Raw genomic sequence first — 13107 nt, forward strand, 5'->3', positions numbered from 1 at the left:
CTCTCCGAATGTCTTAATCTTGTCCGGAAGCATAATCCCTGTAGCAACTACAGGTTCAAGTCATGCAAGAGGAGCATCAGGATGCCGGAGATTAGCCATGCCATCGGTATCGGGGAGTTGGCTCGCCGTACCGGCTGCCAGCCTGAAACGGTGCGTTACTATGAGCGCATCGAGCTGCTGGAAAACACCTTACGGACTGAAGGGGGTCAGCGTCGCTACGACGAGCGCGCCGTCAGACGGCTGACCTTCATTCGCCATGCCCGGGACTTCGGCTTCTCGGTGGATGCGGTACGTGAGCTACTGGCGATGTCCGACCAGCCCGACATGTCCTGTCAGGAGGTCGATGCCGTTGCCAAGCATCACCTGGAGGAAGTGGAGACACGTCTGCAGCGGCTCTCGGCACTGCGTGACGAGCTCAGGCGGATGGTGAGCCAGTGTGATGGGGGGAAAGTCGAAAGCTGCCGGATCATCGAGGTGCTGAGTGATCACCAGCTGTGTATCAGTGAGACAGCCCACAAAGGCGCTCACGACTTTGGGTAACCTCCTGCGCGTCCCAGCGTGCCCTAGTTGAGACATTCAGGAGCAGCATGATCACCATGCTCCATTGAGACTCCCAGGGTCGCCTTGTTCTGGTGACCGCTGCGATGGTCTCGGGAGTGATCTCATGGCCAATGACATACACCATCACGCCGGCGGTGAGGCTGCCTAAAAACCCAGCGTGACTGTCGAGATACCTTCCATAACCCCTTCCCGGGTGAAGCGATTGCCGCTGAGGCGGTAGGGTCTCATGACGATAGGCAGATCGTGCCCACCGAGGCGGGTTGCATCGCAAGCCCGCCTGGTGGCTTATCGATTGTCCAATGCGGCCAGATCGGGAGCAGCGGACGTTCCAATGTTTTTTTGCAGACGTGTCCGAGCCTCGAAAAGTGCGCTGCGATACTCCTGGCGTGTGGGTGACTCACTCAGAAGGATGAGCTGCCCTTCCTCGAGAGGATCCACGGGGCGGTCATCCACTCTCACCTCGTAGTGCAGGTTGGGCCCCGTGGCGAGTCCGGAGGCCCCTACCTCACCCAGTTTTTCGCCGGCTTTGATGGAGTCCCCGACCGCCAGCCTGGCGACGAACCGGCTGAGGTGCGTATAGCGACTGATGGTGCCCGTCTCGTGCTCTATCTCGACGACACGACCATAACCGCCCCGGCGACCGATGAAGGAAATGCGCCCCCGTGCGGTGGCCATGACCGGGGTGCCGCGAGGCGCGGCAAGATCGATACCGTCATGACGTCGGACCTCTCCGGATACGGGATGGCGCCGGTTGCCGAAGGGAGATGTCAGGCGTGCGCCGAGAACCGGAATCTGCAAGGAGTCCAAGAGGCTACCATTTTTAAATAGCATCACGGTGGTTCTCTGGTCCGCCGGCCACAGCACCTCCAGCCGCTCCCCCTGGTCAACCAACCTCATATAGGTCAGACGGGGAGGCCCGACTCGAGTGCCATCCTCACGGCGATCTTCTTCCCACAGTAATTGCAGGCGCTCGCCCCCCGCGATATCACGGCGTGTGTCCATGAGTCCGCCCAGCAGCATGTCAAGCTCTGCTGCGAAACGCCTGGGTATCTCCTCAGCCTCCAAGGCGGCATAGAGTGACGTCTTGACATCTACTTCACGACCCAAGGTCAGGGTGTCGAGGCGAGGCTGGACAATGCGCGTCGACGGACGCTCACCCAGGGTGACGACGTACTGAATACCCGAGTCACGCTCGATGGCCACCGACACCGGCTGTCCCGTCGCCATAGAGGTGAAAGTGATACGATCTCCGGGCAGCAATCGTCTCGGGTCGAACCTGTTCGCCAGCGAGGTCGCCGCTTGGGTGCGCATCTCGGCATCCACGCCAAGCTGCTGCAGCAGTGCGTCCAGGGTATCCCCTGGTGCCACAGTGAGCTCTTGGGCGACGCGACCTTGTGCCCTGGCCGATACCGGCTTGGCCGGTGATAATCCGGCACGCTCTTGCCAACGGGCTTCAGCCAACACGGGGCTCAGGACCATCAGTCCCGCTAGCAACCAGCGTCGTGTCATGATGCATCCCCTTCGCCGGAGACCTCGGCTACCTCACGGTTAACGGCGTCGACCAGCTCCTGCATGCCGAAGGGGTCCAACAGCTCGCCATTGACGAAGAAGGTCGGCGTCTTGCTGATCTGGTTGGCCTCGACGTCAGCCTTGTCCTGGTCGAAGACCGCCTGTACCTCTGGTGAATTGAGCTGCTCTTCGGCTGTGGCTCTGTTCAGTCCGGCCTCGCTGGCGATCTCCATGATCGCTTCCTCATCGACACTGCCATGAGCCGCCCACTGGCTCTGCCGAGCCAGCAGCGCCTCCAGCACCGGTTGGAAGGCATCCTGGCGCCTGGCCACTTCGAGCACGCGAATGGCGGTTTCGGATACGTCTCCGTGGAAGGGGGTGTAGCGCACCACCAGCCGCACCTTCTCGGGGTAGGCTTCCAGGATGCGTTTGGTCAGCGGATAGAAGGCACGGCAGGCCTCACAGGCCGGGTCGAAGAACTCCACGACCGTCACCGGTGCCTCTTCCGATCCTAGGACCGGCGAGTGCGCGCGCACCAGCGAATTCTCGGCCTGTGCACCCTCTCGGCTCGCCGTCTCGGCGCCCATGCCCAACAACGAGGGCCTCGACACGATCACGATGATGGCCGTCAGCATCAACGCTCCGGCCAGGATAAACGTCGCCTTTTTGTACATTTTTCTCTCAACTTCAAAGAGTTAGGTTTAAAAAAGCTCAGGATACTGCTGAGTGGAGCTCAGCCGCTGTTGGGTGCCTAAGTCGGCGAATAGTGGCGTGTTATCCATGCCCATAAAGGTTGGCATCCTGATGTGCATAATCAATATGCTCGAATTCCAAGCTGGAGTGGCCAATGCCAAAGCGCGCTTTCAGCTGAGCTTTGATATCCGCCTTGATCGCCTCGAGCTGCTGCCAGCCGGCTTCCGTCGTCACCACGTGGCAGTCAAGCGCGGCGGTATTCTCCTGCATTTGCCATAGGTGAACATGATGCACATCCTCAACCCCTTCGACGCTGCGCAGGAGATCAATGACGGATTGACCATCGACATCGGGTGGCGAGCCCAGCATCAGTGTCCGGATAGGGGTACCTATCTCCGTAAAGGCAAGATAGAGAATATAGAGTGCAATACCGATCGTAATCGCGGGGTCTACCCAACGCATGTCATACAGCAGAATCAGTGAGCCCCCGATGATCACGGCGATGGACGCAAAGGCATCAGACAGGTTGTGCAGGAAGAGGGCGCGGATATTGACGCTATGTTTTTGCATCGACCAGGTGAGCAAGGCCGTTAGCGCATCGACAAGAAGAGCGACAATGCCAATGATAACGACTATCCAGCCCTGAATCTCTGGCGGGTCGATCATGCGCATGAAGCCTTCGTAAATTAGATAAATGCCAACGATAATGAGGGTGGTGTAGTTGATCAGCGCTGCGACAACCTCGATTCGGCCATAGCCAAACGTCATCTGTGAGTCGGGCGGTCGTCTCGCGATCTTGCGGGCAGCAAACGCAATGACAAGCGCAGCCATGTCGGAAAAATTGTGCAGCGCATCCGCGATCAGCGAGAGGCTTCCCGCCAGAATGCCCCCAACGATCTGGGCAAGGGTCAATATCCCGTTGGCCCAGATGGCGATACTCACCCGACGGTCACCAGAGGTGGGGGCAAGATGGGGATGATCGTGATGATGTCCCATGCGTCATCCTTGTGGTGTCACCTGATGACCCAGCAGTATAAAACCTATAGCAACTCAAGCTTCAAGCCCGAACTCTGTTGAAGGCCGAGCCGGGGTTAGGAGTACGGAACTTTGCATAGTGGGCACTGTACCAAGTTGGCTACCATGTTCCATGCCCCCGGAAGGAGCCCATTGTGATACCCAAGCCTTACTCGCACGCCTGGCTGATGAGCTTAGCTTTACTGCTGATGGTGGCAACGCCAGCCCTCGCCGAGCCACAGCTGCCGGACTTCACGGAACTGGTCGACGAGGCCGCGCCGGCCGTGGTCAACATCTCCACCTCCCGCAAGGTCGAGAGGTCCATGACGTCCTCACGGCAATTTGGGGGGCAGGAGGTGCCGGAGATCTTCCGTGACTTCTTCGACGACCGCTTCCCGATGCCACCTGGCGGTGCGCCCAATCGCAATGAAGAGCCGCGTCGGTCACTGGGGTCGGGCTTCATCTTCGATCAAGACGGCTACATCATGACCAACGCGCACGTGGTCAAGGAGGCCGACAAGATTCTGGTGCGCCTCAACGACCGTCGCGAACTCTCGGCCGAGCTGGTGGGGGCCGACGAGAAGACCGATGTGGCGGTCCTCAAGGTCGAGGCGGATAACCTACCCACCCTGCAACTGGGCAACTCCGACAACCTCCAGGTCGGCCAGTGGGTCGCCGCCATAGGCTCACCCTTCGGCTTCGACCACTCGGTGACGTCCGGGATCATCAGTGCCATCAACCGCACCCTGCCCCAAGACGTCTACGTTCCCTTCATCCAGACCGATGTGGCGATCAACCCGGGCAACTCGGGCGGACCACTGTTTAACCTCGACGGTGAGGTCGTGGGCATTAATTCCCAGATCCTGACCCGTAGTGGAGGCTACATGGGCCTCTCCTTCGCCATTCCCATTGATGTGGCACTGGATGTGGCCAACCAGCTCCGTGAAGAGGGGTACGTGAGCCGCGGCTGGCTGGGCGTCAGCATCCAGCCGGTATCCAAGGACCTGGCGGAGTCCTTCGGCATGGAGCAGGCCGAGGGTGCCTTGATTGCCCAGGTCGAGCCCGGCAGCCCTGGGACAGAAGGCGGCCTCAAGGCCGGTGATGTCATCCTTGAGGTGAACGGCCAGGAAGTGGACCACTCCACCACGCTGCCGCGCCTGATCGGTGAGACGGCCCCCGGCGAAGACGTTGATCTCTCCGTGTTGCGCGATGGTCAGCAGGAGACCATCACGGTGGAAGTTGGCGAGTGGCCGGATGCCGGCCCCGGTCAATCCGATGGCGACCCGGTTCGACTGGGCATCGCGGTTCAGCCGTTGAACGACATGGAGAAGCGTCGGCTTGGCATCGATCACGGGGTGCGCATCGTCAAGGTGGCCCCCGCCGGACATGCCGCTGCCGTCGGCATTCGCCCCGGCGATGTGCTGGTCAGACTGGGCCAGCAGCCGGTAGAGAGTCCGGAACAGCTGAAGGAGATGCTGACCCGCCTGCCAGATGATCAAGCGGTGCCTGTTCTGCTCAACCGCGAAGGCCGCACCTACTTCGTGGCCCTGCGAGTGGGCAATGGTGACTAACCGCGACTGAGTAGCGTTCAATACATCAGCACAGCGGCGCCCTGGCGAACAGGATCGCTGGGGCGTTTCTTCAGACTCTCGTACATTCTAGGCTCTGTCCGAAAAGTCGGCGAGCGAAGGTTAGACAAGGCAAAAATCGGTGAGACAGCGCAGCTTACGGGGTGTAAATGAGCATGTTGATCCGATTTTTAACGCCGTATTACCGAGCGTAGGCACTTTTCAGACAAGCCCTAATGCACGGCTGGGGGGGGTATCCGGATTTAATGGTTGATGCGTCAACCTACTGTTGGTGCATGCTTCCCTCGCTAATTCCAGCAAGAACCCCACACGCCTCAACTTCCCGGCCATCGTTGCAACTCGCTCTCAGTGAAACGAGTTGTTTCTCAAGCGCCTGTAGAGCGGTTATCTGCGAGCGCACGTGAGAGATGTGATCATCGAGCAAAGCGTTCACGGCGGCACAAGGTTGGTGAGGGTCGTCCTGATACCTCTGTAGCTCGTGAATCTCTGCTAGCGACAGGTCCAGGATTCTGCAGCGACAAATGAAAGCCAGCCGCTCACCATGTTCCTCGGTATAGACACGGTAACCGTTCTCCTGCCGTTCAGGCGACGGTAACAGGCCCTGTCGTTCATAGAAGCGGATCGTCTGTGTATCGACCCCTACCAACTCTGCCAACTGACCAATACGCACCAAGCTCCTCCTCAACGGATTCTCTCCGCTCTGTTGACCTTATAGTGACTATATGGTTTTAAATGATAGCCCGATAATATTCAAGTGGAGTCGTATCATGAGCAAAACCTGTGGAGCCCCCTGTGACGGCGATGCGACGCCCATAGCGGATACCGATATGCGTCGCTCCTCCGAAGCATCGGGGAAATGGGTCAGCGTTTATGCCGTGCCGAAGATGGACTGTCCATCGGAAGAGCGAATGATTCGCCTTGCCCTGAACGGCTTTGAGGAGATTCGGGTGCTGTCCTTCGACTTGTCGAACCGCCGATTAGAGGTCGTGCATGACGGCGAGGTCGAGCCCATCACCGCAAAACTGACAACCTTGGGGCTAGGAGCCTCGCTTCAGGAAACGGCCGCTGCCGATCCTGAGTCGATCAAGGCGGTCGGTGACACGTCGGCCTCTGCCGCGCAGGAGTCCGGCACCCTGCGTTGGTTGCTCGGTATCAATGCGGTCCTGTTCGTGGTGGAAATGACGGCCGGCCTGATCGCGCACTCCACCGGCCTGATTGGAGAATCCCTAGACAATTTTGCCGATGCGGCCGTGTACGGGCTCGCCCTGTATGCGGTTGGGCATAGCGTAAAAATGCAGGTGCGTGCCGCGCATCTTGCAGGTGTGCTCCAACTGATTCTGGCGGTTGGCGTACTCGCAGAGGTGGTCAGGCGCTTTGTATTCGGTAGCGAGCCTGAATCGATGATGATGATGGCTATCGCATTCGTCGCATTGATTGCCAATACCAGTTGTCTGCTGCTGATATCCAAACATCGAGAGGGCGGGGCGCACATGAAGGCAAGCTGGATATTCTCGGCCAATGACGTGGTGATCAACCTGGGGGTCATCACCGCCGGCGCCTTGGTCGCGTGGACCGGAACCAATTATCCGGATCTGATTATCGGCACCATCGCGGGGGTCATTGTGCTCAACGGTGCCAGGCGCATTCTGGCGCTCAAGGGTTAAATAATGTCTATTAATAGCTATTCAGTGGCCTGCTGAGCCAGTTCACCTAGCAAAGTCACCTCAAGCACGACGCCAGTGTTGCGAAGACACTCTGGAGCCTGGTGGCCTCCCTCGCCACGGGCAATGGCGCGCGTCCGATCTGGACGCCTTTCGTCAGGATCCGGTCACGGCGAAGCTGCTGGGCATCGAGACCGTGCCGGCGAGAGGCCGCCTCGGCAAATACCTGGTACGCATGGGGACGGTCCACCTCGACGCGCTCCAGAGCATCGCTCGCTACTGGGCAAGGCACTTGGCGCCGCCGATCCTGGACTATCAGGTCAAGACCCTGAGCTATGTGCCAGTGTTCGTGGATGGCACCGCCATCGAAGTGGATGGCCAGTTGTTCGGGGAATCGCCTCATTACACGCGAGCTTGATCAGCGGGGAACAGCAGCCCCCCAGAAATTGAAGCCAGCGAACCTCGGGACCTTCGAAAGATAGCCCGTCTCCATCCGCTGGATACCGAAGCCTGCGTGCGCGATAAGCTCGGGTATGTCGCGGTTGAGATGGCAGCCCCCCGCCACTCTGCGCCACAGGGGATTGATACGGCGCTGCCACTGGCGTACGGCTTCGTCGGGCGCCGTGCCGTGTTCGCAGAACAGCAGTTGGCCACCCGGCTTGAGCACGCGACGCATCTGCTCCAACGCCCGGTGCCAGTCCGGAATCGTGCACAGGGTGTAGGTGAGCACTACGGTATCGACACTGTTGTCGTCGAGAGGGACCTCCTCGCCCGGCAGGTCCAGCCAGCGCACCTCGAACTGTGCGCTGGCGACGTTGTGGCGGGCCTTGCGTCGCATGCCTTCGGAAGGCTCGAGCCCCCAGACCAGCTCGACCCGGTCCGGATCGTAGTGGGGAATATTGAGCCCGGACCCCATACCCACCTCCAGAACACGGCCCCGGGCTTGCGGCACCACGGCCGCCCGCTGACGATCGACCACCGTGTTGCCACACGCCAGGTGGAGGAAATGCGGCAGAACACGATTCTCGTAGAAGGACATCTGTATCGTCATCCCGTGTGGTTGCCAGGTGATCGAAATACGGTGTGATCGAAACCAGACCGGTTCGTTATGCCACCACCTTGAAGTAGCGCATCATACCGGCATCCTCATGCTCCATGGTGTGGCAGTGGTACATGTAGAACCCCTCGAAGTCCTTGAAGGTCAGAGCGATGCGCACCCGTTCCTCCGGGAACACCAGCACCGTGTCATGCAATCCCGCGTCGATGATCCCATCGTGCAGGTCCGTCTTGCCGCCCGCCGATATCCGCTCCTGAACCAGGAATTGCAGTCCATGAACGTGCATGGGGTGCGGCATCATGGTGTTGTTGACGAACTCCCAGATCTCCGTCTGCGCCAGCCGGACGATCTCGTCATCTGCCACCGTCGCGCCCTCCATCTGCCGGCCGTTGATCGTGAACCCCTGCATCATGCGCATGCCCAGCTCGAAGCGGCGTACTGGCGTATCGGCCTGAACCGGGGAGGCCGGCAGGTCTTGAGCCAAGCGTTCCGGCAGGGTTTCCGCATCGTTCGCCCGTGCGACGACGGCGAAGGTAACTAGCGAGAGCCGCTCGCTTCCCATCATGTCGCGCATCATGCCTCGATCCATCATCTCGCCCATTCGATCACCCATCATCCCTCGATCCATCATGCCGCCCATTCGATCGCCCATCATGCCCCGGTCCATCATGTCGCCCATTCGCTCGCCCATCATGCCGAGTTGGTACTCCTCGCTCACCAGCTGTACGGACTCTCCCGGCTCGGTGTCGCCAAAATCGACCCACAGATCGATCCGTTGGGCCGGCGCCAGTGTGACCGAGCGGCGCCGCTCGGGCTTGGCGAGCAGGCCACCGTCGGTGCCGATGACGGTCACCGCCCGGCCATCGCTCCAGGCCAGCTTGTAGATGCGCGAGTTGGAGCCGTTGAGCAGGCGCAATCGATATGGCTGCGTGGACACCTCGCGTCGCGCGTCCGGGTGGCCGTTCACCAGTACCCGCTCCCCGCGAAAGCCCTGCATGCGGGTCATCATCGCCCCCATGCCACCATCGTCGATGTACTGAAGCTCATTGCCATTGCTAAAGGTGCGATCCTGCAGGATGAGGACCAGTTCCCGCTCTCCGTCGGGGAGCTCCAAGGCACGCTCGGCGTCGTCGTTGATGATCAGTGGACCGGCAAGGCCGGCGTAACTCTGAAAGCCAACCCGGCCACCATCGGGGCCGTGAGGATGGGGGTGGTACCAGTAGAGACCGGCACGATCCACGACATCGAAGGCGACCGCCATGCTCGTCGCTGGCGCGATCGGCAGGCGCGGTTGACCATCCACGTCCGGTGGTACGTGCAGACCATGCCAATGCACGGTGGTGTCTTCGGGGAGATCGTTGTCGATGCGTACCCGCAAGCGCTGACCACGACGCAGGCGAATCAATGGCCCCGTATAACTCTCACCCACGGGCGTCAGGGTATCTTCAGGCCCGACGATTCGCTCGGCCGTGTAGCGCCAGACGTCGCTCGGCGCACCGGGCAGGATAGCCACCTTGTCGGGACGGGCTCGCACACGCAGGTCGACGTCGAAGGGCCCCTCCATGGCCGTTGACGCGGACGCCGCCCGCAGAGCGGGGCGATATCTCCCGGTCCATACCCCGGCCCCCACCAGGGTCGACAACGCCGCCACACCGCCGATGCGGCGCAATACGCTACGTCGCTGCAGGTCGACATAAGCCATGATGCTCCCCCTCCTCTATGGTTGTCGGCGGCCCCGGCTCATAGCTTGGCGGCGCGTAGCCGCAGTGCGTTGGCGATGACCGAGACCGAGCTCAGGCTCATCGCGGCGGCGGCGTAGATGGGACTGAGCAGCCAGCCGGTGAACGGAAACAGCGCCCCGGCGGCCAGAGGCACCCCCAGGCTGTTGTAGACGAAGGCGAAAAACAGGTTCTGGCGGATATTGCGCATCACCCGGCGACTGAGATGCCGGGAGCGAACAATGCCGGAGAGATCCCCTCTCACCAGAGTCACCCCCGCGCTCTGGATGGCGACATCGGTCCCCGTGCCCATGGCGATACCGAGGTCAGCCTCGGCCAGGGCGGGGGCGTCATTGACGCCGTCGCCGGCCATGGCGACCACGCGCCCGGCCTCGCGATGCTCGCGCACGATACGCCCTTTATCTTCCGGCAGTACGTCCGCTTCAATTTAGTCGATACCAAGTTGGCGCGCCACGGCTTCGGCGGTGGTACGGTTGTCGCCGGTGAGCATAACCAGGCGCAGGCCATCCTCTTTGAGCGTCCGGATCGCCTGTGCGGTGGTTTCCTTGATCGGGTCCGCGACACCGATGAGTCCCATGACCTGATCATCGGCCACCAGGAACATCACGGTTTGCCCTTCGGCTTGCAGCGTCTCGGCACGCTGCGTCCATTCCCGCGCCTCCACACCACGTGTTTCGAGCAGCCGGGCATTGCCAAGCGCAAGCTCGCGTCCTTCGACCCGACCGGTGACCCCCATGCCGGTCACCGCCTCGAAATCGCTGGCATCGCTCAGCTCGACATGATGCTCTTGCGCAGCACTGACAATGGCCTCGGCCAACGGATGTTCGCTGCCTCGCTCGAGGCTGCCGGCAAGTTGCAGCAACTGCGCTTCATCACTGCCGGAAACGGGCTTGAGGGATACGACCCGGGGTTTACCCTCTGTGAGGGTGCCGGTCTTGTCGACGACCAGGGTGTCGACTTTCTCGAAACGTTCCAGTGCCTCGGCATTCTTGATCAACACGCCCGCCCGGGCCCCGCGACCGACCCCAACCTGGATCGACATCGGCGTCGCCAAGCCGAGCGCACAGGGACACGCGATGATCAGCACCGATACCGCGGCGATCACCGCGTAGGCCATCGCCGGCGGTGGCCCCCAGATCCCTCAGGCAATAAATGCCAGGATCGCCACGATAACCACCGCGGGGACGAAATAGCCGGCGACCACATCGGCAAGCCGCTGAACGGGCGGCTGCGAACGCTGCGCTTCGGCCACCATTTCCGCGATCTGCGAAAGCACCGTGTCCTCGCCGACCTTGTCGGCGCGCATGACGAAGCTGCCCTGACCACTCACGGTGCCGCCGATGACCGTGTCGCCCTCGCGCTTCTCGACGGGAAGGGACTCCCCGGTCACCATCGACTCGTCCAGCGTGCTGTGGCCTTCGAGCACCTCGCCATCGACCGGCACCTTGTCACCGGGGCGTACCCGTAGACGGTCACCGGTACACAGCTCGTCGAGCGAGACCTCCTCGTCATTGCCCTCGGCATCGATGCGTCGTGCGGTCGGCGGCGCGAGATCGAGGATCGCGCGCAGCGCACTGCCGGTCTTCTCGCGGGCGCGGGCCTCGATCACTTGACCGAGCAGGATCAGCACGACGATCACCGCCGCCGCCTCGAAATACACGCCGACCGAGCCATCGGCGTCACGGAAAGTGGCCGGGAATATCCCAGGGGCGAGCGTGGCGACGACACTGTAGCCATAGGCCGCCCCCACACCGAGGGCGATCAGCGTGAACATGCTGAGGTTGCGTGTGACGAGGGACTTCCAGCCACGCAGGAAGAATGGCCATCCGGCCCATAGCACCACGGGCGTGGCAAAGATCAGTTCGATCCAGTGACCACTGCCGGCGGGCAGCACCTCATCCACCCAAGGGCCGATACCGGGCAGCACGCTGCCCATGGCGACGAACAACACCGGCAGCGTCAGCAGGCCGCCCACCCAGAAGCGTCGGAACATCTCGAGAAACTCGAAGCTGCGTTCCTCTCCGGAAACGCGGGTGAGCTCGAGTGCCATGCCACACTTGGGGCAGTCGCCGGGCTCATCCTGCCGCACCTCCGGATGCATGGGGCAGGTATACTGGACCCTCGACGACGGTTGCGGCTTGACGGGTTCCAGCGCCATGCCGCACTTGGGACACTCCCCCGGCTCCTCGCTCTCTACGCCAGAACACATGGGGCAGAAATAATTGGCCTTGCCACTGGGCTTCGACGCAGCCGCCGAGGTGGCGGCAAGCACGGCGCCTGGATCCTCGCGAAAGTGCTCGGCGCACTGCTTGCTACAGAAATAGTAACGCTCACCGCGATGCTCGACGCTCTCCGTCGAGGCGGGATCGACGCTCATGCCACAAACGGGGTCTTTTTCCATGAAGAACCCTCCATTGTACAAAAGGTTTCTGTTGCGTGGTCGGTGGCGTTTCTCCTCGCTGATATGAACAGGTTACACCTTGCCACCGCCGCCGACCCGACTATCCCAGTGTCGCCAGCGAGGGAAACCAGTCGACCATGATGCTGGAAAGCCGCGTCATGGTGCCCGAGACGATGGCGATGCCCATCAGGATAACGATCGTGCCGGCGACTGGGCGAGCATAGGCGCTCCACCTACCCAGACTTTGCCGATGCAGGGCGAATCGATTGATCAGCAGGGTGCTGGCGAGAAAAGGCAGCGCCAGGCCCGCCGAGTAGGCGCTGAGATAGAGCATGCCGGCCTGGGCACTGGCGGCGCTGGAGGTGGCCATCAGGATGGCGCCCAGGATGGGGCCGATACAGGGCGTCCAGCCGATGGCGAAGGAGATCCCGAACACCGTCGCCGACAGCGGGGAGCCACCCTGGACGTTCGGTGTGAACTGAAGGGTGCGCTGGAACAGCGGCAACCGGAACACACCGGTCATGAACAGGCCCAGCACGATCACCGCCGAGCCGGCGACCCAGTTGAATTCCTGGCGATACCCCCGCATCAGCTGGCCGATACCACTGGCGCCGAGTCCCAACAGGATGAACACGATGCTGAAGCCGAAGACGAAGAAGGCACTGAGGATCAATGCCTCCAGGCGTCTATCGGCCTTGCCGGCACTCCCGCCCGTGACCACCGACAGGTAGGCCGGCAACAGCGGCAAGGTGCAGGGCGAGAAGAAGGAAACCAACCCGCCGGCGAAGGCGCCAATCAGACCGATAGAAGAGAGAGATTCCAAGGCGTTACGCTTCCTGGGGGGGGGCAAGGTGCTGGGCGCGAAGCAGCCTGGGGCCGGCCG

At 61.4% G+C, this 13107-nt stretch carries 11 protein-coding genes and 1 pseudogene; 4 read left to right on the forward strand and 8 right to left on the reverse strand.

Annotation, left to right across the window (positions count from 1 at the left end; translation table 11 throughout):
• The first annotated feature begins 81 nt into the window (after positions 1-81).
• On the forward strand, positions 82-540 hold the full coding sequence (locus NFH98_RS20040; RefSeq protein WP_045993872.1) for a MerR family transcriptional regulator: 459 nt from the start codon (positions 82-84) through the stop codon (positions 538-540).
• A 306-nt stretch (positions 541-846) separates the two neighbouring features.
• Here the strand turns inward: NFH98_RS20040 and NFH98_RS20045 are convergent, their stop codons facing one another.
• From NFH98_RS20045 to NFH98_RS20055, 3 genes are all read right to left on the reverse strand, one after another.
• On the reverse strand, positions 847-2070 hold the full coding sequence (locus NFH98_RS20045; RefSeq protein WP_197037084.1) for a M23 family metallopeptidase: 1224 nt from the start codon (positions 2068-2070) through the stop codon (positions 847-849).
• Positions 2067-2705 (reverse strand): DsbA family protein, encoded by a 639-nt coding sequence (locus tag NFH98_RS20050; RefSeq protein ID WP_231498567.1) that lies wholly within the window; start codon positions 2703-2705, stop codon positions 2067-2069. The genes NFH98_RS20045 and NFH98_RS20050 overlap by 4 nt, the downstream gene beginning before the upstream one ends.
• A 139-nt stretch (positions 2706-2844) precedes the next feature.
• Positions 2845-3759, reverse strand: coding sequence for a cation diffusion facilitator family transporter (locus NFH98_RS20055; RefSeq protein ID WP_045993874.1), 915 nt, complete (start codon positions 3757-3759; stop codon positions 2845-2847).
• 206 nt (positions 3760-3965) lie between these two features.
• On the opposite strand from NFH98_RS20055, the gene NFH98_RS20060 reads away from it, so the two are divergent.
• Entirely contained in the window at positions 3966-5348 is a 1383-nt protein-coding gene (locus NFH98_RS20060; protein ID WP_045993875.1) for a DegQ family serine endoprotease, read from the forward strand.
• 280 nt (positions 5349-5628) lie between these two features.
• Here NFH98_RS20060 and cadR read toward each other — a convergent pair whose 3' ends face one another.
• Positions 5629-6036: a Cd(II)/Pb(II)-responsive transcriptional regulator gene (gene cadR, locus NFH98_RS20065; protein ID WP_045991695.1), complete on the reverse strand. Its 408-nt coding sequence runs from the start codon at positions 6034-6036 to the stop codon at positions 5629-5631.
• A gap of 97 nt (positions 6037-6133) precedes the next feature.
• On the opposite strand from cadR, the gene NFH98_RS20070 reads away from it, so the two are divergent.
• Together NFH98_RS20070 and NFH98_RS20075 are read left to right on the forward strand one after the other, a co-directional pair.
• Complete coding sequence (locus NFH98_RS20070) at positions 6134-7030, forward strand: cation efflux transmembrane domain-containing protein (RefSeq protein ID WP_349623070.1); 897 nt, start codon at positions 6134-6136, stop codon at positions 7028-7030.
• A gap of 232 nt (positions 7031-7262) precedes the next feature.
• Complete coding sequence (locus NFH98_RS20075) at positions 7263-7445, forward strand: hypothetical protein (RefSeq protein WP_035470154.1); 183 nt, start codon at positions 7263-7265, stop codon at positions 7443-7445.
• On the opposite strand, the gene NFH98_RS20080 is transcribed toward NFH98_RS20075, so the two are convergent.
• The 4 genes and pseudogenes from NFH98_RS20080 to NFH98_RS20095 form a co-directional block, all read right to left on the reverse strand.
• Positions 7446-8078 (reverse strand): class I SAM-dependent methyltransferase, encoded by a 633-nt coding sequence (locus NFH98_RS20080; protein ID WP_349623071.1) that lies wholly within the window; start codon positions 8076-8078, stop codon positions 7446-7448.
• A gap of 55 nt (positions 8079-8133) precedes the next feature.
• Positions 8134-9786 carry a multicopper oxidase family protein gene (locus NFH98_RS20085; protein WP_035470148.1) on the reverse strand — a complete coding sequence of 551 codons (1653 nt, stop codon included), beginning with the start codon at positions 9784-9786 and terminating at the stop codon, positions 8134-8136.
• A gap of 38 nt (positions 9787-9824) precedes the next feature.
• A pseudogene (locus tag NFH98_RS20090) lies at positions 9825-12224 on the reverse strand (heavy metal translocating P-type ATPase).
• 100 nt (positions 12225-12324) lie between these two features.
• Complete coding sequence (locus tag NFH98_RS20095) at positions 12325-13047, reverse strand: cytochrome c biogenesis CcdA family protein (RefSeq protein WP_124804560.1); 723 nt, start codon at positions 13045-13047, stop codon at positions 12325-12327.
• Positions 13048-13107: the final 60 nt, after the last annotated feature.

Source organism: Halomonas sp. H33-56 (assembly GCF_040147035.1).
GTDB lineage: Bacteria > Pseudomonadota > Gammaproteobacteria > Pseudomonadales > Halomonadaceae > Halomonas > Halomonas litopenaei.

Bases quoted from the DNA above. Each gene is read 5' to 3' on its own strand.
- NFH98_RS20040 (WP_045993872.1), top strand. From the start codon at position 82: ATGCCGGAGATTAGCCATGCCATCGGTATCGGGGAGTTGGCTCGCCGT.
- NFH98_RS20045 (WP_197037084.1), bottom strand. From the start codon at position 2,070: ATGACACGACGCTGGTTGCTAGCGGGACTGATGGTCCTGAGCCCCGTG.
- NFH98_RS20050 (WP_231498567.1), bottom strand. From the start codon at position 2,705: ATGCTGACGGCCATCATCGTGATCGTGTCGAGGCCCTCGTTGTTGGGC.
- NFH98_RS20055 (WP_045993874.1), bottom strand. From the start codon at position 3,759: ATGGGACATCATCACGATCATCCCCATCTTGCCCCCACCTCTGGTGAC.
- NFH98_RS20060 (WP_045993875.1), top strand. From the start codon at position 3,966: ATGAGCTTAGCTTTACTGCTGATGGTGGCAACGCCAGCCCTCGCCGAG.
- NFH98_RS20070 (WP_349623070.1), top strand. From the start codon at position 6,134: ATGAGCAAAACCTGTGGAGCCCCCTGTGACGGCGATGCGACGCCCATA.
- NFH98_RS20075 (WP_035470154.1), top strand. From the start codon at position 7,263: ATGGGGACGGTCCACCTCGACGCGCTCCAGAGCATCGCTCGCTACTGG.
- NFH98_RS20080 (WP_349623071.1), bottom strand. From the start codon at position 8,078: ATGACGATACAGATGTCCTTCTACGAGAATCGTGTTCTGCCGCATTTC.
- NFH98_RS20085 (WP_035470148.1), bottom strand. From the start codon at position 9,786: ATGGCTTATGTCGACCTGCAGCGACGTAGCGTATTGCGCCGCATCGGC.